This is a genomic window from Pelomonas sp. Root1444, assembly GCF_001426885.1.
In the GTDB taxonomy this organism is placed as follows: Bacteria; Pseudomonadota; Gammaproteobacteria; order Burkholderiales; family Burkholderiaceae_C; genus Pelomonas.
This window is the reverse complement of sequence record NZ_LMFP01000027.1, coordinates 56584-78431: the sequence shown is the minus strand read 5'-3', so window position 1 is coordinate 78431 and position 21848 is coordinate 56584. Positions and strand designations below refer to the sequence as shown.

The window sequence follows — 21848 nt, the reverse complement described above, 5'->3', positions numbered from 1 at the left end:
GAAAAAAGGGACAGTTCGGGCTAGCGAATTTCTTCCCCAGCCCCCAGGAGCCCACCATGAAACTCATCGACTTCGTCTGCGAACTCCTCGGCCTGCCCAAGCTCGGCGGCTGAACGTTGATCTGGGACGCATCGGACCCGACATGCGCACAGCCAAGGACAGAGATGCCGACCGCCGCCCGAGCGCGGCCCGCGGCGTCCCCGTCTGGGCGCTGCTGCGCGAGCCGCCGGCGCAGCCCCTTTGTTCCCTGAGCGGAGCCATGGTGTCCATCTCCGCCGAAACCTATGCGCTGCTGCTGAGCCTGGCCGACCAGGCGCCGCTCGACTGCCTGCCGCTGAGCGCCCGAACGCTCGAGAGTGCCAGGACGCTGGGCTACAACCAGATCGGGCAGATCCGCAACACGCCGGCCCACCGGCTGTTGGTCGACCTCGGTGCCGAGCGCGCGGAAGAACTCCAGCGCGCGCTGCACGATTTCGGCATGCGCCAACCCGGCGCGCCGGAGCCGCTTTAAACCCGCTTTGCCGCGCGGCGCAGTTCGACTGCGTCGGGCAGTGACCGCAACCCGTTCGCCGTGAGGCGGAAGATCCGCAGCGCCGCGGTCACCTGCTCGGTGTCGTCCAGCATCTGGGCGGCCGCGCGAGCCAGCTGTTCCACCATGCTGGCGTTCTGCTGCGTGATGCCGTCGAGTTGACGGATTGCGCCATGCACGCCGGCCACGCCGTGCAACTGTGCATGCGCGCCCTGGTCGATGCCGGCGATCAGCGTGGTGAAAGCGTCGACCTGCGCGAGCGTCGCGTCGATGCTCTCGCGCGCAGCCCGCGTTTGCGCCTCGCCAGCCTGCACGCGCTGCGTCGAGTCGTCGATCAGCGACTTGATCTCACGCGCCGCCACCGAGCTGCGCCGTGCCAGCGCCCGCACCTCGCCGGCCACGACCGCAAAACCCTTGCCGTGCTCGCCCGCGCGGGCGGCTTCCACCGCCGCGTTCAAGGCCAGCAAGTTGGTCTGGAAGGCGATGCTGTCGATGAGCTGCACGATCTCGCCGATGCGACCGGACGACCGGGCAATGCCGGCCATGGTGTCGGTCACCGAATGCACGACATCTGCGCTGCGACGCGACACCCCGTACAGCTCACCGGCCACGCTGCTGGCCGCCTGCGCATCGGCGCTGGTGCCGTGCACGGTTGCGGCGATCTGGGCCATGCTGCCCGCCGTCTGCTGCAGCTGGGTGGCCTGCGTTTCGGTGCGCTGGGCCAGGTCGCGGTTGCCCGCCGCGATGTCGTGGCTGACGCCGCGGATGCGTTCCAGTTCGTGGCGCGTGTCGACCACCATGGCGCCGAGGTTGATGGCCACCTGCGACAGCGCCGACGCCAGGTCGCGCGTCAATGCGCTGCCGCCGGGCTGCAGCCGGACCGACAGGTCACCGGCAGCCAGCGCATTGGCAAAGCCCTCGACGGCGCCCAAGGTCGCACGCAGGCGGGCATGTTGCAGCTTGGCCAGGCCCGCCGCAACGACGAGGGCCACGCCCGCCGCTGCCCACGGGCCGGCCAGCGTGACGGCTGCCGCAGCCAGCGCGGCGGACGACAACGGCGCCGCCATGCCCTTGAGCCAGGGTTGGTGGCGGCACAGGCGCAGCAGCCCCGCGGCCACGCCGGGGCGTATCAACTCACCGCCGTCCAGCCGATGGCGCAGCCGGCCGCTGGCCTTCTCCTGGCGCATCAACGCGAAGAGGCCTTCGGCCGCGTCGATCTGCGCGCGCGTCGGCTGCGAACGCACCGACAGATAGCCCGCCGGGCGACCGCCCTCCAGCAGCGGGGTCACATGCGCCACGACCCAGTAGTGATCGCCGTTCTTGCGGCGGTTCTTGACGACACCCGACCAGGGCCGTCCGGCCTGGATGGTGGCCCACATGTCGCGGAAGGCCTCTTCCGGCACGTCCGGATGGCGCAGGATGTTGTGCGGCTGGCCCAGCAGCTCGTTCAGCGCGTAGCCGCTCATCTCGACGAAGACGGCGTTGGCATGCAGGATGCGGCCCTTCAGGTCGGTCGTCGAGACCAGTCGCCGGCCGTCCGGGAAGGGGTGCTCGCGTTGGGTGACGGCTTGCAGTCGCATGTTCAGTTCCTCTGGCGTGCGAGCATGTGAGTCCTGCTGGACCTCACCCTTGATCTGGCGCAAGCCGCCGCCCCCCGCGCCGAACCCGACATGACCGACCGTGACATCCCCCTCGACCTCTGGCCGCGCCGTGCCGCGCTGGCGCACTTCAGCCGCATGGCCCAGCCGGCCTTCAGCGTCACCGCGCCGGTGGACGTGACCGGCCTGCGGGAACGCGCCACGCGCCTGGGTGCAACGCCCTGGCTGGCCTACCACCATGCGGCGCTGGAAGCGGCCAACGGGATCGATGCGATGCGCCAGACGCTGAAGGCCGACGGCAGCGGCGTGCGCGAGTTCGCGGCCGTCCACGCCAGCACCACGGTGCTGCGCGACGATGGCAGCTTCGGTTTCGTGACGCTGCCGCGCGAGCCCTCGCTGGCTGCCTTCGCCGCGCGGGCCAAGCCGCACGTGGAGCGCGTGCGCCGCGCCAGCGGCGACCTGTTCGCCGCCGACGAGCCGGGCGACGTGCGCGAAGAAACGTTGGTGCACATGACGGCGCTGCCGTGGCTGGCCTTCACCGCCTTCACCCACGCGCGCGGGCAGGGCGACGACCGGCCCAAGATCGCCTTCGGCCGCTTCAAGGAAGAGGGCGGCCGGCTGCTGATGCCCGTGGCCGTCGACGTGCACCACGCGCTGTGCGATGGCGTGCACGTGGGCCGCTTCTTCGAGCGGCTGCAGGCGAACCTCGACGCGATCTGACTGGAGGGCAGACCCATGGACCGATTCACCGGCGGCTGCCTGTGCGGCAACGTGAAGCTCGTGGCCTCGGGGCTGCCGTACCGCGTGGGCCTGTGCCACTGCCTGGACTGCCGCAAGCACCACGGCGCGCTGTTCCACGCGTCGGCGATCTTCCCGCAGGAGGCTGTGCAGATCGACGGCGAGACGCGCAGCTACGCCGGGCGGTTCTTCTGCCCCCGCTGCGGCTCGCCGGTGTTCGGGCGCAGCGCGGATGAGATCGAGGTGAACCTCGGCGCGCTGGATGCGCCCGACCAGTTCGTGCCGACCTATGAAAGCTGGATCGTGCGCCGCGAGTCGTGGTTGCCGCCGTTCCCGCTGACGCGGCACTACGCGCATGACCGCGACGCCACCAGCCGCGCTGAAGGCGCCGTGATGAAGGGCGGTCAGCGGTAGGCGTTCGCGTCCACGTCGCCGGCCTCGGCGTCCAGCATGTAGCGCCAGGCATCGGGCTGGCTGCCGTCGACGTCGGTGAAGCCGTACACGCGGGCCAGTTGGCCGCTGGACAGCGACTGGCCGTTCCAGCGCGCCACGTCCGGGTCCGCGGCGAGCGCGACGACGGCGCGGCCGACGAAGGTGGGGCTTTCGGCGATCGCGAAGCCGGGCACATGGGCGATGGCGTCGCGCCAGTTGTCCTCGCGCACGTCGAACGCCTCCAGCATGGCCTCCGAGCGCATCCAGCCCGGTGACAGCGACAGGCCGGTCGCGCCATGCGACTTCAGCTCGTGGCCCAGTGCGAAGCCCATGCGCAACACGGCCGCCTTGGCCAGATCGTAGAAGAAGGAGTTGCGGTAGCGCGTGCCGTTGTAGGCCTCGGTGCCGTCGTTGATCTCGATGACCAGCCCGCCCGGCGCCTTCAGCAGCAACGGGATGGCGAAATGGCTGGTGATGGCATGCGTGTCGATGGCCAGGCGCAGGCTGCGCAGGCCGAAGTCGAGGTCCGACTCCCAGACCGTCTTGTTCCATTCGATCTTCGTCGCGCCGAAGATGTCGTTGACGAGGAGGTGCAGCGCGCCTTGCTCGCGCTCGATGCGCGCGACCAGCTCGCGCACCTCGTCGCGCACGAGGTGATCGACGCGCACGGCGATGCCCTTGCCGCCAGCGGCGTCGACGAGGGCTGCGGTCTCCTCGAGGGTCTCGGGCCGATCCATCTCCGAGCGCCCCGCCTGCGTGCTGCGCCCGGTGCAATAGACCGTCGCGCCGGCTTCACCCAGGGCGACTGCGATGCCGCGCCCCGCGCCGCGCGTCGCGCCGGCAACCAGCGCGACCTTGCCTCTCAACGTTTCGTTCATGGTGTCGTGCTCCTTCGGTTCAATGCTGGCATCCCTGGGGAAGACGCGCTGCCTTCTCCCCAGTACAGGCAAGGTTGAGGGTTTCTTCTGGTAAGACCAGCTGCGATATTTGTTCAAATTGGTCAGGCCATGTTGGCCGTGCCAATGTGCGTGCCTTTGTCCGACAACAGCATTCGAACCGCATGCCCCATCTGAGTAAACGCACCTTCCTGACGACTCCGCTGCTGGCCGCCGTGGGCCTGGGGGCTGCCCGTGCCGCGCAAGCGCAGGGCTGCGACCGCACGGCGCCAGCGGCGTACAAGCCGCCGACGTCCAGCGGCCCGTTCAACGCCGCCGCCGATTCGCTGCGGGCGGCGGCTGTCCCTGCGTGGTTCCGCGATGCCAAGCTTGGCATCTGGTCGCACTGGGGACCCCAGGCCGTGCCCGGCCAGGGCGACTGGTACGCCCGCTTCATGTACGTGCCCGGCCACCCGCACTACGACCATCATGTGAAGACCTACGGCCACCCATCGGAAGTGGGCTACAAGGACATCATCAAGCAGTGGAAGGCCGAGCGCTTCGAACCCGAGGCGCTGATGGACCGCTACGTGGCCGCGGGTGCCAAGTACTTCGTGTCGATGGGCGTACACCACGACAACTTCGACCTCTGGAACTCCAAGCATCACCGTTGGAACGCCACCAAGCTCGGCCCCATGCGCGACATCGTCGGCGACTGGGCGCGCGCGGCGCGCAAGCGCGGGCTGCGCTTCGGCGTGTCGGAGCACCTGGGCGCCAGCCACAACTGGTGGTGGACCAGCCACCAGTGCGACCAGTTCTGGCCCAAGCTGGGCGTGGCCTACGACGGCGCCAAGCCTGAGAACTTCGACCTCTACCACGAGCCGCACGACACGCCTTACCTGAACCGCGGCGGCGACTGGTACACCAACAACCCGAAGTTCCACGAGATCTGGTACCGCCGCGTCGTCGACCTGATCGACAGCCACCAGCCGGACCTGCTGTACTCGGACGGCGGCATTCCGTTCGGCGAGGTGGGCCGCGCCGCCATCGCGCATCTGTTCAACACCTCGGTCCGCCGCAACGGCGACATGCAGGCGGTGTACAACCACAAGGCGCTGGGGTCGGGCGAGTTCATCCGCGAGGTCGGTGTGCAGGACGTCGAACGCGGCGTGCTCGACGGCATCAACCCGCTGCCGTGGCAGACCGACACTTCCAACGGCGACTGGTTCTTCTCCGAGCGCGACCGCTACAAGACGCCGGTCCAGGTGCTGACCATGCTGTGCGACATCGTCAGCAAGAACGGCAACATGCTGCTCAACGTCGTGCAGCGCGCCGACGGCTCGCTCGCGCCCGAATCGGACCGGCTGCTGACCGAGATGGCCGCGTGGATGAAGGTCAACGGCGAGTCGATCCACGGCACGCGGCCGTGGAAGATCTACGGCGAAGGCCCGACCGAGGCCGCCAGCGGGGCGTTCAAGGAAGACACGGCCTACACGCCGCAGGACATCCGCTTCACGACCCGCGGGGACGCGCTGTATGCGCTGACCCTGGGCGAGCCCAAGGGCACTGTGAAGATCGCCGCGCTGCGCCGCGGCAACGCCCACGAGCCGCGTGCGGTGCGCAAGGTCGAGCTGGTGGGGGCAGGGCCGCTGCCGTTCCGGCAGACCGCCCAGGCGCTGGAGGTCGACGTGCCCGAACGTCTGCCCAGCCGCCACGTCGGCGCGCTGCGCATCACCCGCGGCTGACGGCGCCGTGGCCCTCGGGCACTGACTTTCCCCGCGGGGTTTGTCGAATCAGGCGGCGTGCGATCGTCGTAGGGACATGCCGGCCTTCGGTCGGCATCCCCTCAACCTACGCAGGACGTCAGATGGCAACGCAAGACAAGGTCAAGGGCCCCGCCTCCTACTTCCCTTCCATCGAGAAGAAGTACGGCCAGCCGATCGCGCACTGGGAGCAGGTGCTGGCGCTGGCCGGCCCGCTCAAGCACATGGAGCTGGTCAACCATCTCAAGACGGCGCATGAGATGGGCCATGGCCACGCCAATGCGCTGGTGGCCTGGTACCTGGCGAAAAAGCCCTAGCCGTCGATCGTGACGATGACCGGCGCGTGATCGCTGGGGCGCTCGTTCTTGCGCGGCAGCTTGTCGATCTCGCAAGCGGTCACACGAGGCTTCAGCGCCTCGCTGACCAGGATGTGGTCGATGCGCAGGCCCTGGTTCTTGCGGAAGGCCAGGTTGCGGTAGTCCCACCAGCTCCAGCTCTTGGGCGGCTGCTCGAAGAGGCGGAAGGCGTCGGTCAGCCCGAGTGCGATGAGCTGGCGGAAATGCTCGCGCTCCTCGGGCGTGCAGTGGATCTGCCCGGCCCAGGCGACCGGGTCGTAGACGTCGCGGTCCTCCGGGGCGATGTTGAAGTCGCCCATCAGCACGAGGTTCTCGTGCTGCTTGAGCTCCTCGACCAGCCAGCCGCGCAGGCCGGTCAGCCAGTTCATCTTGTAGGTGAACTTCTCGCTCTCGGGCGACTGGCCGTTCGGGAAGTAGCCGCCGACGACGCGGATGCCGTCCACCGTGCCGGCGATGACGCGGGCCTGCTCGTCGGCGAAGCCGGTGATGTTGCGCACGACGTCCGTGGCCCGCTCGCGGCTGACGAGCGCGACGCCGTTGTAGGTCTTCTGGCCGAACCACTGCACCTGCCAGCCGGCGGCGCCGAATTCGGCGGTGGGGAACTTGTCGTCGGTGAGCTTGGTCTCCTGCAGCACCAACGCATCGACGGGGTGGGCGGCCAGCCAGTCCAGCACCTGCGGCAGGCGGACGGCGAGGGAGTTGACGTTCCAGGTGGCGAATTTCTTCATCGCGCCATCCTACCCAGGTGTCTGCCGCGCAGGCTCTTACCTGCGCCTGGCCATCACGCGCCACACCCGCGGCAGCAGCAGCACGGCGGCCAGCAGCACCAGCAAGCCCATCGACAGCGGTCGCTCGACGAACACGCCCCAATGCCCGCTGCCGATGGACAGCGCGTTGCGCATCTGCGCCTCGGCCAAGGGTCCCAGGATCATGCCGACGACGACCGGCGCGGTCGGGAAGTCGAAGCGCCGCATGGCCACGCCCATCAGACCCAGCGCCAGCATGACGTAGAGGTCGAAGGCGCTCTGGCGCATGCCGTAGACGCCGACGGTGGCGAAGATCAGGATGCCCGCATACAGCTGCGGCTTGGGGATCTTCAGCAGCTTGACCCACAGGCCCACCAGCGGCAGGTTGAGCACCAGCAGCATCACGTTGCCGATGTACAGCGACGCGATCAGCGCCCACACCAGCGTCGACGAGGTGGTGAACAGCTGCGGGCCGGCCTGGATGCCATAGTTCTGCAGCGCGCTGAGCAGGATGGCGGCCGTCACGGAGGTCGGGATGCCGAGCGTCAGCAGGGGCACGAGGGTGGCCGTCACGGCGGCGTTGTTGGCGGCCTCCGGGCCGGCCACGCCCTCGATGGCACCGGTGGTGCCGAACTCTTCCTTGTGCTTGCTGAGCTTGCGCTCGACGGCATAGCTGAGGAAGGTCGGGATCTCCGAGCCGCCCGCCGGGATGGTGCCGAAGGGGAAGCCGATGAAGGTGCCGCGCAGCCACGCGGGGATGGAGCGCTTCCACTCCTTCTTCGTCATGTGGACGCTGCTGAGCTTGTTGATCTCCTGCGTGCTGCGGCCTTCGTACAGCGCCGTGTAGAGGGTCTCGCCCACCGCGAACAGGCCCACCGCGACCAGTACCGTCTCGATGCCGTCCATGAACTCGGGCACGCCCATCGTGTAGCGCACCTGGCCGGTGATCTGGTCCAGCCCGATCAGGCCCAGCGCCAGGCCGATGAACAGCGACGTCATGCCGCGCAGCGTGCTCTTGCCCAGCACGGCGCTGACGGTCGTGAAGGCCAGCAGCATCAGCAGGAAGTATTCCGGTGGGCCCAGCGTCACGGCGAAGTCCGCCACCACCGGCGCGAACAGCGTGACCAGCACCGTCGCGATGGTGCCGGCCACGAAGGAGCCGATGGCCGCCGTGGCCAGCGCGGCGCCGGCGCGGCCGCTCTTGGCCATCTTGAAGCCCTCCAGCGCCGTCACCATCGTGCCGGTCTCGCCGGGGGTGTTGAGCAGGATGGACGTCGTCGAGCCGCCGTACATCGCGCCGTAGTAGATGCCGGCGAAGAAGATCATCGACGCCGTCGGTTCGACCTGCGACGTGATGGGCAGCAGCATCGCCACCGTCACGGCCGGGCCGAGGCCCGGCAGCACGCCGATGCCGGTGCCGATGACGCAGCCGAGGAAGGCCCAGAGCAGGTTGATGGGGGTGCCCGCCGTGGCGAAGCCACCCATCAGTTGGTTCCAGAGATCCATCATGGCGAACAGTCCTTTACAGCCAGCCGCTGGCGGTCAGGCCGGGCAGGTTGATGGCGAGCAGTTTGGTGAACATCCAGAACACCGGTGCCGAGATGGCGACGCCGGTGACCAGGTCGATCGCGCTGCGACGCACCCCGCCGGCGGCTTTGCCCTCGGCGATGCGAAGGCCGCGCACCGCCAGCGCAAAGCACAGGCCGCAGGACAGGATGAAGCCGATGGTGGTGATCAGGCTGGCGTTGGCGACGATGCCTGCGATCACCCAGGCGACGGCCGGCCAGTCGCCGCGTTCGGCGCCAGAGGGCGCATCCAGCTCGCGATAGCCGCCGGTGCGCGCCTCCCAGACCAGCCAGGCGCCGCAGACCATCAGCACCACCGAGACCAGCCAGGGCAGGGCATTCGGGCCGACGCCGGCATAGCCGGCATCCGACGGGATGAAGGTCGCGCCGTACGCCATCACCGCGCCGACCAGCACAGCGCCAATGCCCGCCAGCGTCTGGCCGGTCAAAGAGGAGTTTTCGCTCATGAAGGCTGCCTCAGTTCAGTTGTGACTCCGCGCGGGCCGAGCGCCGGATCGCCCCAAGCCGGCCCGCGAGCGATGTGTACGCGGCTCAATGCCGCGGACATCGCCGTCCCCTCGGGGGACCGACCAGGCTTGCCGGCGTTCAGCCGGTGCAAGACTGGGCGAGGGGCCTCAAATCATCCCGGACTTGACCATGATCGCCCGCAGCGTCGCGAACTCACGGTCGACGAAGGCGTCGAACTCGGGGCCCGCCAGCAGCGCCGGCGTCCAGCCGTTCTTCTCGATGGACTCCGCCCAGCTCTTGCTCTTGGTGGCCTGCACCACCATCGCGGTCAGCGCCTTGCGCTGATCGGCGGTGATGCCGGGCGGCGCGTAAAGGCCACGCCAGTTGCCAATCTCGACGTTGATGCCCAGTTCCTTCAGCGTCGGCGCGTTCAGGCCCTTGATGCGCTGCGGCGACGTGACGGCTATGGCGCGCATCTTGCCGCTCTCCAGGTAAGGCTGGAACTCGCTGAAGCCGCTGCCGCCGATGGTGACGTTGCCGCCCAGGATGGCCGCCGTCGCCTCGCCGCCGCCGCGGAAGGGCACGTAGTTGATCTTGGCTGCGTCCACGCCCACGTCGCGGGCGATCATGGCCGCGGCGATGTGCTCGGTGGCGCCGCGCGAGCCGCCGCCCCACTTGACGCTGCCGGGGTCCTTCTTGAGCTGCTCGATGACGTCGGTCATCGTCTTCAGCGGCGAAGCGCCGTGCACGACGAAGACGTTGTACTCGCTGATCAGCCGCGCGATGGGCGTGGCCTGGGACAGCGAGACGGGCGGCTTGCCGCTGATGATGCCGCCCAGCATGACGGCGCCCATGACCAGCAGCGCATTGGGGTCGCCCTTGCTGGCGTTGACGAACTGGGCCAGGCCCAGCGCGCCGGCCGCGCCGCCCTTGTTCTCGTATTGCACCGAGGACGCGAGGCCCGCGTCCTGCAGCGCCTTGCCGAAGGCGCGGCCGGTCGTGTCCCAGCCGCCCCCGGGGTTGGCGGGAATCATCATCTTGATGTTGGCACCTGCCGCCTGCGCTGCCAGCGGCCATGCGCCGGTGGCGGCCAGAGCCGCAAGGGACTTCAGGAACGTGTCGCGACGCATGCTTGTCTCCGTTGAGTTTCGAGAATCAGAACGAGTGGTAGATGCCGGCTTCGAAGCCGCTCGAATCCTGCCCGGGCGTGATGGCCGATCCACCAGGGATCAGGAAGCGGCCCGTGTTGCTATTGTTGACCTGCGAGAGTGTCGTATAGAGCGAAGTGCGCTTGGACAGGTTGTGCACGTAGCCGACGGCGAACAATTTGCCGGTGTAGTCCTGGCCGTTGGCGCTGTTGCGCGAATGGGCGTTGACGTAGCTGGCGCGGATGACGCCCGAGCCGATCGCATAGTGTGCGCCGACGACGTAGTTCTTCTGTTCCCGCGTCGTCTGCTTGCTGACGTGGTACAGGCCCAGCAGCTTGACGGGCCCGAGCGTGTAGCTGCCGCCCAGGTTGGTGACCTTGAACTTGTCGCCGGCCGCGGTGTTGGTCGTGTCCGAGATCGCGAAGGCGACATCAAGCCCGTTACCGGCGTAGCCGATGCGGGCGCCGACGTAGCGGCCCGTCGTGCCTTCGCCGGCTGCCACCATGGCCTGGCCGTAGACGCCGCCCAGACCGTCGGGCAGGAAATAGCCGACCGAGTTGTCCGAACGGATCACCGTCTTGGCCGTGCCCGACACGCCGTCGAAGCCGTAAACCAGGTTGCTGGCCGCGCCGACGCCGTTGGTGCCGAAGGCGTTGAACTTGCTGATGTTCCAGAAGGTCGGTGTGTAGTCGCGGCCCAGGCGCAGTTCCCCCGCGTCCTTCGAAGAGAGGCTGACCGTCGCGCGGCGACGCCAGTCGCCACCGGCGCCGACGTCGGGGCCGATGGCGCCTTCGAGGTGGAAGCCGGCACTCAGCCCGCCACCCAGGTTCTCCTGGCCGCGAAAGCCGATGCGGCTGGTCTGCATGCCGTCGATGCTTTCCAGGTTCAGGGTCTTGTCGCCGTTCTTCAGGCGCTGCACGCCCACGTCGAGCACGCCGAAGATGGTCACGCTGGACTGCTGGGCCGAGGCCAGCGCCGAGGCGCCGGCCAAGGCGGCCATGGCAAGCAGCTTCACTTGGAAGTTCATTCGTTGTCTCCGTTCTTTTATAAGGTCCTTCATGCTGAGCAGCGAGGCTGTCAATCGGCTGTCCATCGCCTCGGGGTAAACCTCAGCCCCTGCGCACGGGTGGGCCGGTGCTAGCCTGCCGGCCCATGAAGCTGCTCGTCATCGAAGACAACGCCGCCATGCAGACCACGCTGCAGCGCTCGTTCGAGCGGCGCGGCTTCCGGGTCAGCATCTGCGACGACGGCGCCAAGGCCTTGAGCCGCTGGCGCGCCAGCGTGCCGGACGTCGTGCTGCTCGACCTCTCCATGCCGGGTCTCGACGGCCTGGACGTGCTGAGCCTCGCGCGTGCGGAAGGCCTGGCCACGCCGGTCATCATCATCACGGCGCGCGGCACGCTGGGCGACAAGATCCTGGGCCTGAACACCGGCGCCGACGACTACCTGCCCAAGCCCTTCGACCTCGATGAGCTGGAGGCCCGCATCAGGGCGCTGGTGCGCCGCCAGGGCCAGGCCAGTGACAGCCTGCGCGCCGCGGCCGACGCGCCGAGCTTCTGCGGGCTGCGTGTCGACGCCGAGAGCGGCGCCGTCTACCACCATGGCCAGCCGCTGGACCTGCCGCCGCGCGAGGCCGCGCTGCTGCGCGCGCTGCTCGTGCGCCCCGGCCAGGCGGCGGCCAAGGACAAGTTGTTCAGCCTCGTCTTCGCCGACGCGGCGGATGCCCAGCCGGACGCCATCGAGGTCGTCGCCTACCGCCTGCGCAAGCGGCTCGCATCAACCGGCGCCAAGCTCGTGACGCTGCGCGGCCTGGGCTATCTGTTGCAGGCTGATGACTGAGCTTGCAAAGCGCCTGGCGGGGCTGTCCATGCGGGCCCGCCTTTTGTGGGGGATCCTGCTGCCGGTGGGCCTGCTGGTGGCCATCAACACCGTCAGCCTCTACCGCGAGACGCTGCGCGCCGTCGACACCGCCTACGACCGCACGCTGCTGGCGTCGGCCAAGGCCATCGGCGAGCTGCTCGGCGTGGACGGCAGCGGCGAGAGCGCCCGGCTGGTGGCGGCGGTGCCCTACGCTGCGCTGGAGGCCTTCGAGACCGACAGCCGCAGCCGGCTCTACTTCAAGGTGCTGGGCTTCAAGGGCGAGATGGTTTCGGGCTACGACGACCTGCCCAACTGGCAGGGCAAGCTGCCCGACCAGGGCGCCTACCCGGCGCTGGTGGACTTCTACGACGACGTGTTTCGCGGCGAGCCGGTGCGCATGGCCGTGCTGCTGCAACCGGTCTCGGGCCAGACCGGCATGGGTCAGGCCACCATCCAGGTGGCCGAGACGCTGGACCTGCGCCGCAGCCTGGCGCGCCAGGTCTTGCTGCACACGCTGTGGCGTCAGGCCGCGCTGCTGGCGGTCATCGCCATCGTCGTCTGGGCCGTGGTGCAGCGCGCCACCCGGCCGGTGCGCGAGCTCAGCGCCGCGCTGCAGGCGCGCGATGCCGACGACCTCAGTCCCTTGCAGGCGCCCGAGATGCCGGCCGAACTGGCGCCGTTGATCGTCGCCACCAACGACGCGCTGGCCCGCCAGGCCCGTTTGCTGGAGCACCAGAAGCGCTTCGTGCGCGACGCCTCCCACCAGCTGCGCACGCCGCTGGCGGTGCTGAAGGTGCAGGTGCAGTCGGCACGCCAGGGCGACGTGGAGCCGATGCAGGCACTCGCCGAGATCGACACCACCGTGGCGCGCGCCACCCAGCTGGCCAACCAGATGCTGGCGCTGGCCCGCGCCGAGCAGATGCGCCAGCAGGGCGAGGCGATGCCCGTGCAGGACTGGGCCGACATCACGCGCGCGGTCGCGCTGGACCTGGCGCCGCTGATCGCCAAGCAAGGGCTGGACTTCGACATCCACACCCAACCCGCCGCCATTGAAAGCCACGAATGGGCGTTGCGCGAGTTGACGCGCAACCTGCTGCACAACGCCATCCTGCACACGCCCGCGGGCGGACGTCTGGCCATCGAGCTCTCGGTGGACGGCGACATGGCCCACCTGCTGATTGCCGACGGCGGCCCAGGCTTGACGCCGCAGCAGCAGGCGCGGCTGTTCCTGCCCTTCGCCGTGGGCGAGTCCAGCAAGGGTTCCGGCCTGGGCCTGGCGATCTGCCAGGCGCTGGTGCTGTCGCTGGGCGGGCAGATCGAACTGGGCAACCGCATGGACGGCGCCCGCGTGGCCGGGCTGGATGCGCGGGTGCGGTTGCCGCTGTCCCGGGCGGCGTCGGCGACGGTCTAGAGATCCAGCACCAGCCGCTGGCCTCGCGAGCGCGAGCAGCAAGGTGTGAACTGGTCGTTCGCGGCCTGCTCTTGCGGTGTCAGGTAGAGGTCGCGATGCTCGGGTTCGCCGGCCAGCACGCGCGTCAGGCAGGTGCCGCAAACGCCTTGCTCGCAGGACGTGAGCAGTGGCACGCCAGCGGCAATGAGGGCCTGGGCGGCGGTCTGTTCGGCGGCGACGCGGATGACGCGGCCCGAGCGCAGCTCGATGTCGAAGGCGTCGTTCCCACCCGGTGCGGGCGGTTCTGCGCCGGCGAAGAACTCGTGGTGGACCCGCTCGCCGGGCCAGCCCAGGCGCTGGGACGCGGCGGTCACCGCGTCGATCAGGCGCTTGGGACCGCAGACGTAGACATGCACATCCGCGGCCTGTGCGGCCAGCAGCCGTTCGACGTCCAGCCGCGGCCGGCCGACGTGCAAACGAGCGACCGCCGCCCAAGGGCTGGCCTCGATCTCCGCGCGAAAGGCCATGCGCTCCGCGCTGCTCGCGGCGTAGTGGAGTTCGAAGTCGGCGTCATCTCTGGCGAGCTGGCGGGCCATCGCGAGGATGGGCGTGATGCCGATGCCACCGGCGATCAGCAGGCTGCGGCGGGCACGCGGCGCCAAGGGGAAGTGGTTCCGGGGTGCGCTCACTTGCAGCGTTTGGCCGGCTGCGAGTTGCTCATGCACCGCCTTTGATCCGCCGCGTGACCCGGCTTCGCGCAGCACGCCCAGCACGTAGCGGTGGGTCTCCGCCGGGTCGTTGCTGATCGAGTACTGGCGGACGATGCCGCCGGGCAGGTGGACATCGACATGCGCACCGGCCGTGAAGGCGGGCAGGGCGCCGCCGTCGGCGGGCACGAGAGTGAGGGCGCAGACGTCCTGCGCGACCGCAGTCTTGGCCTCGATGCGGACGGTGATCATGACTGTGCCGCCAGCAGCCGCTCGATGACCTTGCGCGATTGCACGCCGCCGCCGTCGATGTTGAGCATCAGCAGCTGGCGCTGCGGCCAGGCCAGCAGGTTGAGCTGCTGGCGCTCCAGCATCTCCTGGTCCTCCGCGAAGATCTTGCCCTGGCCCTCGCGGATCTGCGCGGTGAGCGTCTCGTCCTGCGGCTTGAACTTGCGCGCCATGCCCCAGAAGTAGTGGATGGACGTGTCGGTCTCGGGGGTGATGAAGTCCACCACCCAGCTCGCGGCCTTCACTTCGTCCGGGGCGTTGTAGCCGCCCTGGCCGGCCAGCGCCACGCCCACCTCGATCATGATGTGGCTGGGCGGCGTGAAGTGGCAGATCTGCCAGCGGTCCACCGGCTGGTCGTCGGGCAGGCCATTCATGCGCAGCGCCATCTTCCAGAACGGCGGCGCCTCGATGCCCTGCATGTGGCGCTCGGTGACAACGTGGTCGCCCTCGACGCGCGTCGTGCAGGGGATCTCGTCGATCTCCTTCTGGCCGATGCTGGTGGCGTGCACATAGGTCTCGTGCGTCAGGTCCATCAGGTTGTCGATCATCAGCCGGTAGTCGCAGGCAATGCGGTACAGCCCGCCGCCATAGCCGAAGGCCGGGTTGCCTAGCCACTCGAAGGCCGGCAGCAATGCCGCGTCGGCCTGGGCGGCGTCGCCCGGCCAGACCCAGATGAAGCCATGCGCCTCATGCACGGGAAAACTGCGGATGGCCGGAAAGCCCCGCACGCGCTGGCAGGGCATGGAAACGACCTTGCCGTCGCCGCCCATGGCCAAGCCGTGGTAGCCGCAGACGAGGGTGTCGCCGTGCACGCTGCCCAGCGAAAGCGGCGCGCCGCGGTGGGGGCAGAAGTCCTCCACGGCGTTGACCTGTCCGGCGCTGTTGCGGAAGAAGGCCATCGCATGGTTGCAGACGTTGCGGCCCAGCGGCTTGCCGGTGCCGACCTCGTCGCTTCGGGCGGCCACGTACCAGGTGTTGGTGATGAACATGAGGTCTCCTTCAGCGCGGGGCCATGCGCAGCGCACCGTCGAGCCGGATGACTTCGCCGTTCAAGTGGCCGTTGCTGGCGATGTGCAGAGCCAGCGCGGCGAACTCCTCGGGCTGGCCCAGGCGCTTGGGAAAGGGGATGGACGCGGCGAGGTTTTGCTGCACCTCCTCCGGCAGTTCCTTCATCAGCGGCGTGGCGAACAGGCCCGGCGCAATGGTGCAGACGCGCACGCCGAACTGCGCGAGGTCGCGGGCCAGTGGCAGCGTCATGCCGACGATGCCGCCCTTGGACGCCGAGTAGGCCTCCTGGCCGACCTGGCCGTCGAAGGCCGCGACCGAGGCGGTGTTGACGATGACGCCGCGCTCGCCGTCGGCCAGGGGCTCCAACGCCACGATGCGGGCGGCCGCCAGGCGCGTGACGTTGTACGTGCCGATGAGGTTGATGCGCACGACGCGCTCGAAGTCCTCCAGCGGTGCGGGCAAGCCGTCGCGCTGCACGATGCGCTTGGCGGTGCCGATGCCGGCAATGTTCATCAGGATGCGGGCCGGGCCGAAGGCGGCCTCGGCGGCGTCCAGCGCGGCGGTGACTGACGCCGCGTCGGTGATGTCGCAGCGCAGCGCCAGCGCACGGTCGGCGCCTATGTCGGCGGCCACGCGCTGGGCGCCGGCTTCGTTGATGTCGAGCAGGGCGACGCGGGCGCTCTGGGCGGCGAGGGCGCGGGCCACGGCTTCGCCGAGGCCGGAGCCGGCACCGGTGACGAGGGCAGCTTGTCCAGAGATGTTCATGGTGTTCAGCGGTTCGGGGTGATGACGTCAGGGTGGCCCGCGGGGGCCTCGTGCAGCAGCTCGACGAGGGCGGCGCGGCGGCTCAGCACGGCGCGCTGGTTGATCGAGCCCTTGTCGGTGATCTCGCAGCCGTCGATGGACGGCGGCTCGGCCAGCAGCAGCAGGCGGGCCGGGCGGGTGGCGCTGCCCGTGCCCTCGACCCACAGCTGGTTGGCCAGCGCCTGGAAGAAGCCGCGCACGGCCGCGTGGTTCAGCACGTCGGCGGTGGCGGCGCTGTCGGGCAGCCCGGCCAGGCGTCGCGCTTCGTTGATGCGCGGCACGATCAGCAGGCCGATCTCGTCGCGCCCCAGGCCCGTGACGACGGCGTCGTGCACGCACGGGAAGCCCAAGGCGATGACGCGGGCGCGCAGCGGGCCGACGCTGACGAAGGTGCCGGTGGAGAGCTTGAAGTCCTCGGCGATGCGGCCGTCGAACATCAGGCCCTGCGTGGGGTCGGTGGGGTTGCAAGGCCGGGCGGCATCGCCGGTGCGGTAGTAGCCCTCGTCGTCGAAGGCGTCCTGCGTCAGCTCGGGCTCGCGCCAGTAGCCGGGCATGACATTGGCACCGCGAAAGCGCACCTCGGCCTTGTCACCCATGGGTACCAGCTTGACGTCCACGCCGGGTACGGGCAAACCGATGAAGCCGGCGCGGGCCTCTTCGGGGATGGCGAAGGTGCAGGTGGGTGCGGTCTCGGTCATGCCCAGCCCGGCCGCGAGGCGAACGCGCTCGCCGATGGCGGCCTCGGCCAGCTCGTTGAAGGCGTCCAGCGCTTTCTGCGGCAGCCCGGCGCCGCCGCACTCCACCAGCTGCAGCCGGCTGAAGAAGTGGTCGCGCAGCGCCTTGTCGGCCTGCAGCGCCGAGATGAGTTCGTCAAGGCCCTTGGGCACGTTGAAGAAGATCGTCGGCGCCACCTCGCGCAGATTGCGCAGCGTGGCGTCGAAGCGCCCGGGCAAGGGCCGGCCCTCGTCGATGTGCAGGCTGCCGCCGTTGTAAAGCACGATGCCGAGGTTGTGGTTGCCGCCGAAGGTGTGGTTCCAGGGCAGCCAGTCCAGCACCACCGGCGGCTGCTCGGCGAGGAAAGGCATGGCCTGCAGCGTCATCTGCTGGTTGGCGCACCACATGCGCTGCGTCATGACCACACCCTTGGGCGCCTTGGTGGAGCCGGACGTGAACATCAGCTTGGCGATGGTGTCGGGGCCGACCCGGGCGTGGGCGGCATCCAGCGCGGGGCCGGGCGGCGTGTCGAGCAGGTCGGCGAAGCGCTCGGTGGTGCGGCCGTCGAGTTGCCCCTGGCCGAGGATAACGAAGGCGTCCGCCGGGACGGCGGCTGCGATCGCCCTGACATAGCTCAGGTCCGCCGCATAGACCGCGCCCGGCGTCGCCTTGGCAAGGATGTGGCGCAGGCGGCCGTGGTCGGTCGAGACCAGCGAATAGGCCGGCGAGACGCTGACGCAGGGGATGCCCGCCCACATGGCGCCCAGCATCAGGCTGAGGTGCTCCAGGTCGTTGTCCGACAGGACGACCAGCGGCCGCTCGACGCTCAAACCCCTGTCCAGCAGCGCCTGGCCAAGGGAGCGCGCCCGCTCGACCATGCCGCCATAGCTGACGCGCCGCCAGCCGCCATCCGCCCCGCGCTGCGCGGCCAGCAGCCGGTCCGGCGCCACCTGTGCCCAGTGCCGCAGGCGCTCGCCCATGTGCGCCGGGTAGGCGCCTAGCGGCTCGGTCGAGCGCAGCACGAAGCCGCCGTCGGCAAGGGGCTCGACGCTGACGTTGTCCAGGCAGCCGCCGATGGCGACCGGGCGGTAGCGCGGCTTCATGACTTGACGACCTTGGGCGTGCGCTTCTGCAGGAAGTCCTGCAGCCGCTCCTTGGCCGCCTCGTCGCCCTGGGCGATGGCCGCCATCAGCGACTCCACGAAAAGGCCGTCGGCCTGCGGCAGGTCGGCGATGCGCGGCAGCGCCTGCGTGACGGCGAAGTTGGACAGCGGCGCGTTCTGCGCGATGCGCCCGGCCAGCTCGACGGCCTTGGCGACGGCCTGGCCGGCTGGTACGACGTACTGGGCCAGGCCGCGGCGCTCGCCCTCGGCGGCATCAAGCACGCGGCCGGTCAGCATCATGTCGGTCATGCAGGCCACGCCGGCCAGGCGCGGGATGCGCGCCGAGCCGCCGCCGCCGACGAAGATGCCGCGCTGGCCCTCGGGCAGGGCGAAGTAGGTGGTGTCGTCGGCCACGCGGATGTGCGCGGCGGCAGCCAGCTCCAGGCCGCCGCCCACGACGGCGCCGTGCAGCGCAGCGACGACCGGCACGCGGCAGAACTGGATGGCGTCCATGACCACATGCCAGCCGCGCGAGTGCAGCACGCCCTCGGCGACGCTGCGCTCGCTGAGGTCCGACAGGTCCAGGCCGGCGCAGAAGTGCTCCCCCTCGCCGCTGATGACCAGCGCCTTGGTCGACGCCGGCAGGTTGAGCAGGGCGGTGTGCAGCTGGCGCATCAACTCCTCGTTGATGGCATTGCGCTTGGCCGGGCGGTTCAGGCACAGGTGGGTGACGGCGGCGGCATGCTCGATCCGCAGCAGGTCCAGCTGGGCCAGCAGGCCGCCAGCGGGGAGGAAGTCGGTGGCGGCGTTCATGCGTTGTCCAGTTTCGAGAGAGCGGCGGCCAGGCCGCCCCAGTGATCGCGGAAGAGGCCGGCATCCATGGTCTTCACGTTGCGCATCAGCGGGCGGAACTCCATGTGGGCCAGCACGTCGCGTTCGAGGTCGACGCCGGGCGCGATCTCGGTCAGCTCCAGGCCGTCGGGCCGCAGCGCGAACACAGCGCGTTCGGTGACGAACAGCACCTCCTGGCCGCGCTTGGCGGCGTCGCGGCCGTTGAAGGTGATCTGCTCGACCTGCTCGACGAACTTGCGCGAGCGGCCTTCCTGGCGGATGTGCAGCCGGCCGTCGGCAACGGCCAGGCCCACGCCGCCGGCCGTGAAGCTGCCGCAGAACACGAGGCGCGGCGTGGACGCGGTGATGTTGATGAAGCCACCGCAGCCCACGGGCCGGCCGTTGAACTTGCTGACGTTGACGTTGCCGTGGCGATCGGCCTGGGCCAGGCCCAGGAAGCTGCAGTCCAGGCCGCCGCCGTCGTAGAAGTCGAACTGCGAGGACTGCTCGATGATGGACTCGGGGTTCCAGGCCATGCCGAAGTCGCCGCCCTGGGCCGGCACGCCGCCGTTGACGCCGCACTCGACGCTGAGGCTGAGCAGGTCGGCCACGCCTTCCTCGGCGGCGACGGACGGCACGCCCGCCGGGATGCCGATGCCTAGGTTGGTGACGGCGCCGGGGCGCAGCTCCAGCGCCGCGCGGCGGGCGATGACCTTTCGCTCGTCCAGCGGCATGGCGGGCATGCTGCCCAGCGGCACGCGCACGTCGCCGCTGAAGGCGGGGTTGAAGGCGGTCGTGATGGTCTGCAGGTGGTTCTCGGGCTTGGCGACGACGACGTAGTCCACCACCAGGCCGGGCACCTTGACGCTCTTGGGATGCAGGCTGCCGGCGGCGACGACGGCTTCGACCTGGGCGATGACGATGCCGCCGCAGGCGCGCGCGGCCTGGGCGATGGACAGCTGCTCCAGCAGGATGCCTTCCTTGTCCAGGCTGAGGTTGCCGCGCTCGTCGGCATAGGTGGCGCGGATGAAGGCGACGTCGATGCGCGGCGAAGGGTGGAAGAGCCATTCCTCGCCCTCGAACTCGACCAGGCGCACCAGGTCTTCCTTGGCTGCGGCGTTGAGCTTGCCGCCTTCCAGCCGTGGGTCCACGAAGGTGCCCAGGCCCACCTTGGTCAGCAGGCCCGGCGAGCGGCTGGCGATGTGGCGCGTGAGGCTGGAGAGGGACCCCTGCGGGAAGTTGTAGGCCTCGACCTCGCCAGCGTGCACCATGGCCATCATGGCCTTGCCGGTCTGGCCGAAGTGCCCGGCGACGACGCGCTTGACCATGCCCGCGTGGGCGAAGTGCGCCATGCCGCCGCTGCCGGCGTTGCCGATGGCGCCGCAGGCCCAGGTGGTGAGCTGGCGTGGATGGCCGGTGGCGAGGAAGTGGCGCTCCAGCCCCTGCAGGGCCTCCTCGGCCAGGCCCATCATGGCCAGGCCGCCGAGGAAGAGGGTGGCGCCGTCCTTGACGAGGGGGCCGACCTGGTCGGCGGTGATGATCTTCATGCTTGGGTGTTCTCGATGAGCAGGGCCATGCCCTGGCCGCCGCCGATGCAGGCGGCGACGACGGCGTAACGGCCGCCGCGGCGCTGCAGTTCGCGCGCAGCGGTGAGGGTGAGGCGCACGCCGGTGGCGGCGAGCGGGTGGCCGAGGGCGATGGAGCCGCCGTTGACGTTGAGCCTGGCCGGGTCCAGGCCAAGCTCCTTCACGCAGGCCAGGGTCTGGGCGCCCTGGGCCTCGTTGATCTCCAAGAGGTCGATGTCGGACAGCTTGAGCTCGCAGCGCTTGAGCAGCGCGCGAATGGCTGGCGCCGAGCCTATGCCCATGATCTCGGGCGGCACGCCGGCGGCCGCCGCGCCGCGCAGCCGGGCGAGGGGCTTCAACCCGCGGTCGCGCACCTGGGCGCCCGAGGCGACGACGACGGCCGCCGCGCCGTCGACCAGCGCCGAGGAGTTGCCGGCCGTCTGCACGCCGCCTTCATAGACGGTGCGCAGTGAGGACAGCGCCTCGAACGAAGAGGGGCGTGGATGGGTGTCGCGGTCGGCCGCGGCCACCTTGCGCGGCAGCTTGATGCCGCGCGGCTCGTAGCCTTCGAGGTCGAAGCGCTCGCTGGTCACCGGCACGATCTCGGCCTCGAAGAAGCCCTCGGCCTGGGCGCGCAACGCGCGCTCGAAGGAGGCGGCGGCATAGGTGTCCACCTCGGCGCGGGTGATGCCGTATTTCTTCGCCAGGTTCTCGGCAGTCTGGATCATCGAGACCTTGGCCGCGGGGTCGTCGAGAGCTTCCCAGAGGAAATCCTTGAACTCGACCGGTGCACCCAGCTTGAAGCCGCCCCGGTGCGTGTAGGCGCAGATGGGGTTGCGCGACATCGACTCGGCGCCGACGACGAGCGCGAGGCTCGCATAGCCCAGCGTGATCTGGTCGGCCGCCTGGCGAATGATCTCGAAGCCGCTGCCGCAGATGCGCTGCACCCCGATGGCCGGCACCTCGACGGGCACGCCGGCATACAGGCCGATGTGGCGGGGCAGCATGTAGGCGTCGAACGAGGCCTGGGCCATGGAGGCGGTGACGACGGAGTCAACCGCGCTGCCTGGCACATCGGTGCGCGCCAGCGCGGCGCGGGCCGCCTTGATGCCCAGGTCGATGGGCGACACGTCGGCGAGGGCGCCGCAATAGTCGACCCAGGGTGTGCGCGCGCCACCGAGCAGCCAGTGGTCGTCGAATCGGGCAGAGAAATCGGGCATGGATCCGGCTGGCGGCGGGCCAGCTTCATGGCTTTTATGATTAACAGTATTAACTAAATCATCGGCTCGTCATCTAGGGTTTGCGCGAATCCATGTGTTCTTGAAATGGCGGGAATCCTTGAAATCTGCAAGAGGTGTCCC

21 protein-coding genes are annotated in these 21848 nt (G+C 69.5%); 7 read left to right on the top strand and 14 right to left on the bottom strand.

The window, feature by feature from the left end; translation table 11 throughout:
- The first annotated feature begins 142 nt into the window (after positions 1–142).
- Positions 143–511, top strand: coding sequence for a hypothetical protein (locus tag ASD35_RS17290; RefSeq protein WP_056876209.1), 369 nt, complete (start codon positions 143–145; stop codon positions 509–511).
- Here ASD35_RS17290 and ASD35_RS17285 read toward each other — a convergent pair.
- On the bottom strand, positions 508–2109 hold the full coding sequence (locus tag ASD35_RS17285) for a PAS domain-containing methyl-accepting chemotaxis protein (protein ID WP_056876321.1): 1602 nt from the start codon (positions 2107–2109) through the stop codon (positions 508–510). The two genes, ASD35_RS17290 and ASD35_RS17285, sit on opposite strands and share 4 nt — an antisense overlap.
- A gap of 90 nt (positions 2110–2199) precedes the next feature.
- Between ASD35_RS17285 and ASD35_RS17280 the strand changes: the two genes are divergently transcribed.
- Together ASD35_RS17280 and ASD35_RS17275 are read left to right on the top strand one after the other, a co-directional pair.
- Entirely contained in the window at positions 2200–2847 is a 648-nt protein-coding gene (locus ASD35_RS17280; RefSeq protein WP_056876208.1) for a CatA-like O-acetyltransferase, read from the top strand.
- Positions 2848–2862: 15 nt separating this feature from the next.
- Positions 2863–3279, top strand: coding sequence for a GFA family protein (locus ASD35_RS17275; protein ID WP_056876207.1), 417 nt, complete (start codon positions 2863–2865; stop codon positions 3277–3279).
- Here the strand turns inward: ASD35_RS17275 and ASD35_RS17270 are convergent.
- A complete protein-coding gene (locus ASD35_RS17270; RefSeq protein ID WP_056876206.1) occupies positions 3270–4175 on the bottom strand; it encodes an SDR family oxidoreductase in 906 nt (301 codons plus the stop codon). The two genes, ASD35_RS17275 and ASD35_RS17270, sit on opposite strands and share 10 nt — an antisense overlap.
- A 182-nt stretch (positions 4176–4357) precedes the next feature.
- Between ASD35_RS17270 and ASD35_RS17265 the strand changes: the two genes are divergently transcribed.
- Positions 4358–5917: an alpha-L-fucosidase gene (locus ASD35_RS17265; RefSeq protein WP_056876205.1), complete on the top strand. Its 1560-nt coding sequence runs from the start codon at positions 4358–4360 to the stop codon at positions 5915–5917.
- Positions 5918–6039: 122 nt separating this feature from the next.
- Positions 6040–6252, top strand: coding sequence for a DUF4287 domain-containing protein (locus ASD35_RS17260; RefSeq protein WP_056876204.1), 213 nt, complete (start codon positions 6040–6042; stop codon positions 6250–6252).
- On the opposite strand, the gene xth is transcribed toward ASD35_RS17260, so the two are convergent.
- The 5 genes from xth to ASD35_RS17235 form a co-directional block, all read right to left on the bottom strand.
- Entirely contained in the window at positions 6249–7019 is a 771-nt protein-coding gene (gene xth / locus ASD35_RS17255) for an exodeoxyribonuclease III (protein ID WP_056876203.1), read from the bottom strand. The two genes, ASD35_RS17260 and xth, sit on opposite strands and share 4 nt — an antisense overlap.
- A 36-nt stretch (positions 7020–7055) precedes the next feature.
- Positions 7056–8543, bottom strand: a complete 1488-nt coding sequence (locus ASD35_RS17250) for a tripartite tricarboxylate transporter permease (protein WP_056876320.1) — start codon at positions 8541–8543, stop codon at positions 7056–7058.
- Between the two features lie 16 nt (positions 8544–8559).
- Positions 8560–9069, bottom strand: coding sequence for a tripartite tricarboxylate transporter TctB family protein (locus tag ASD35_RS17245; RefSeq protein WP_056876202.1), 510 nt, complete (start codon positions 9067–9069; stop codon positions 8560–8562).
- A gap of 168 nt (positions 9070–9237) precedes the next feature.
- A complete protein-coding gene (locus ASD35_RS17240; RefSeq protein ID WP_056876201.1) occupies positions 9238–10200 on the bottom strand; it encodes a tripartite tricarboxylate transporter substrate binding protein in 963 nt (320 codons plus the stop codon).
- Between the two features lie 25 nt (positions 10201–10225).
- Entirely contained in the window at positions 10226–11245 is a 1020-nt protein-coding gene (locus ASD35_RS17235) for a porin (protein ID WP_056876200.1), read from the bottom strand.
- A gap of 125 nt (positions 11246–11370) precedes the next feature.
- On the opposite strand from ASD35_RS17235, the gene ASD35_RS17230 reads away from it, so the two are divergent.
- Positions 11371–12057 (top strand): response regulator transcription factor, encoded by a 687-nt coding sequence (locus tag ASD35_RS17230; protein ID WP_056876199.1) that lies wholly within the window; start codon positions 11371–11373, stop codon positions 12055–12057.
- Positions 12050–13489, top strand: a complete 1440-nt coding sequence (locus tag ASD35_RS17225; RefSeq protein WP_056876198.1) for a sensor histidine kinase — start codon at positions 12050–12052, stop codon at positions 13487–13489. Before ASD35_RS17230 ends, ASD35_RS17225 begins: the two co-directional genes overlap by 8 nt.
- Here ASD35_RS17225 and ASD35_RS17220 read toward each other — a convergent pair.
- Genes ASD35_RS17220 through ASD35_RS17190 form a run of 7 tightly spaced genes read right to left on the bottom strand, consistent with a single transcriptional unit; the run spans position 13486 to position 21707 of the window.
- Positions 13486–14427 carry a PDR/VanB family oxidoreductase gene (locus ASD35_RS17220; RefSeq protein ID WP_056876197.1) on the bottom strand — a complete coding sequence of 314 codons (942 nt, stop codon included), beginning with the start codon at positions 14425–14427 and terminating at the stop codon, positions 13486–13488. The two genes, ASD35_RS17225 and ASD35_RS17220, sit on opposite strands and share 4 nt — an antisense overlap.
- On the bottom strand, positions 14424–15452 hold the full coding sequence (locus ASD35_RS17215; RefSeq protein ID WP_056876196.1) for an aromatic ring-hydroxylating dioxygenase subunit alpha: 1029 nt from the start codon (positions 15450–15452) through the stop codon (positions 14424–14426). Before ASD35_RS17215 ends, ASD35_RS17220 begins: the two co-directional genes overlap by 4 nt.
- Before the next feature lie 10 nt (positions 15453–15462).
- On the bottom strand, positions 15463–16236 hold the full coding sequence (locus ASD35_RS17210; RefSeq protein ID WP_056876195.1) for an SDR family NAD(P)-dependent oxidoreductase: 774 nt from the start codon (positions 16234–16236) through the stop codon (positions 15463–15465).
- Positions 16237–16241: 5 nt separating this feature from the next.
- Positions 16242–18092, bottom strand: coding sequence for a feruloyl-CoA synthase (locus ASD35_RS17205; protein WP_056876194.1), 1851 nt, complete (start codon positions 18090–18092; stop codon positions 16242–16244).
- Positions 18089–18904 (bottom strand): crotonase/enoyl-CoA hydratase family protein, encoded by an 816-nt coding sequence (locus tag ASD35_RS17200; protein WP_056876193.1) that lies wholly within the window; start codon positions 18902–18904, stop codon positions 18089–18091. Before ASD35_RS17200 ends, ASD35_RS17205 begins: the two co-directional genes overlap by 4 nt.
- On the bottom strand, positions 18901–20469 hold the full coding sequence (locus tag ASD35_RS17195; protein WP_056876192.1) for an acyl CoA:acetate/3-ketoacid CoA transferase: 1569 nt from the start codon (positions 20467–20469) through the stop codon (positions 18901–18903). Before ASD35_RS17195 ends, ASD35_RS17200 begins: the two co-directional genes overlap by 4 nt.
- Positions 20466–21707 (bottom strand): thiolase family protein, encoded by a 1242-nt coding sequence (locus ASD35_RS17190; protein WP_056876191.1) that lies wholly within the window; start codon positions 21705–21707, stop codon positions 20466–20468. The genes ASD35_RS17195 and ASD35_RS17190 overlap by 4 nt, the downstream gene beginning before the upstream one ends.
- Positions 21708–21848 lie beyond the last annotated feature (141 nt).

Excerpts from the sequence above, each read along its gene's own strand:
- ASD35_RS17290 (WP_056876209.1), top strand. The coding sequence starts at position 143 with ATGCGCACAGCCAAGGACAGAGATGCCGACCGCCGCCCGAGCGCGGCC.
- ASD35_RS17285 (WP_056876321.1), bottom strand. The coding sequence starts at position 2,109 with ATGCGACTGCAAGCCGTCACCCAACGCGAGCACCCCTTCCCGGACGGC.
- ASD35_RS17280 (WP_056876208.1), top strand. The coding sequence starts at position 2,200 with ATGACCGACCGTGACATCCCCCTCGACCTCTGGCCGCGCCGTGCCGCG.
- ASD35_RS17275 (WP_056876207.1), top strand. The coding sequence starts at position 2,863 with ATGGACCGATTCACCGGCGGCTGCCTGTGCGGCAACGTGAAGCTCGTG.
- ASD35_RS17270 (WP_056876206.1), bottom strand. The coding sequence starts at position 4,175 with ATGAACGAAACGTTGAGAGGCAAGGTCGCGCTGGTTGCCGGCGCGACG.
- ASD35_RS17265 (WP_056876205.1), top strand. The coding sequence starts at position 4,358 with ATGCCCCATCTGAGTAAACGCACCTTCCTGACGACTCCGCTGCTGGCC.
- ASD35_RS17260 (WP_056876204.1), top strand. The coding sequence starts at position 6,040 with ATGGCAACGCAAGACAAGGTCAAGGGCCCCGCCTCCTACTTCCCTTCC.
- xth (WP_056876203.1), bottom strand. The coding sequence starts at position 7,019 with ATGAAGAAATTCGCCACCTGGAACGTCAACTCCCTCGCCGTCCGCCTG.
- ASD35_RS17250 (WP_056876320.1), bottom strand. The coding sequence starts at position 8,543 with ATGGATCTCTGGAACCAACTGATGGGTGGCTTCGCCACGGCGGGCACC.
- ASD35_RS17245 (WP_056876202.1), bottom strand. The coding sequence starts at position 9,069 with ATGAGCGAAAACTCCTCTTTGACCGGCCAGACGCTGGCGGGCATTGGC.
- ASD35_RS17240 (WP_056876201.1), bottom strand. The coding sequence starts at position 10,200 with ATGCGTCGCGACACGTTCCTGAAGTCCCTTGCGGCTCTGGCCGCCACC.
- ASD35_RS17235 (WP_056876200.1), bottom strand. The coding sequence starts at position 11,245 with ATGAACTTCCAAGTGAAGCTGCTTGCCATGGCCGCCTTGGCCGGCGCC.
- ASD35_RS17230 (WP_056876199.1), top strand. The coding sequence starts at position 11,371 with ATGAAGCTGCTCGTCATCGAAGACAACGCCGCCATGCAGACCACGCTG.
- ASD35_RS17225 (WP_056876198.1), top strand. The coding sequence starts at position 12,050 with ATGACTGAGCTTGCAAAGCGCCTGGCGGGGCTGTCCATGCGGGCCCGC.
- ASD35_RS17220 (WP_056876197.1), bottom strand. The coding sequence starts at position 14,427 with ATGATCACCGTCCGCATCGAGGCCAAGACTGCGGTCGCGCAGGACGTC.
- ASD35_RS17215 (WP_056876196.1), bottom strand. The coding sequence starts at position 15,452 with ATGTTCATCACCAACACCTGGTACGTGGCCGCCCGAAGCGACGAGGTC.
- ASD35_RS17210 (WP_056876195.1), bottom strand. The coding sequence starts at position 16,236 with ATGAACATCTCTGGACAAGCTGCCCTCGTCACCGGTGCCGGCTCCGGC.
- ASD35_RS17205 (WP_056876194.1), bottom strand. The coding sequence starts at position 18,092 with ATGAAGCCGCGCTACCGCCCGGTCGCCATCGGCGGCTGCCTGGACAAC.
- ASD35_RS17200 (WP_056876193.1), bottom strand. The coding sequence starts at position 18,904 with ATGAACGCCGCCACCGACTTCCTCCCCGCTGGCGGCCTGCTGGCCCAG.
- ASD35_RS17195 (WP_056876192.1), bottom strand. The coding sequence starts at position 20,469 with ATGAAGATCATCACCGCCGACCAGGTCGGCCCCCTCGTCAAGGACGGC.
- ASD35_RS17190 (WP_056876191.1), bottom strand. The coding sequence starts at position 21,707 with ATGCCCGATTTCTCTGCCCGATTCGACGACCACTGGCTGCTCGGTGGC.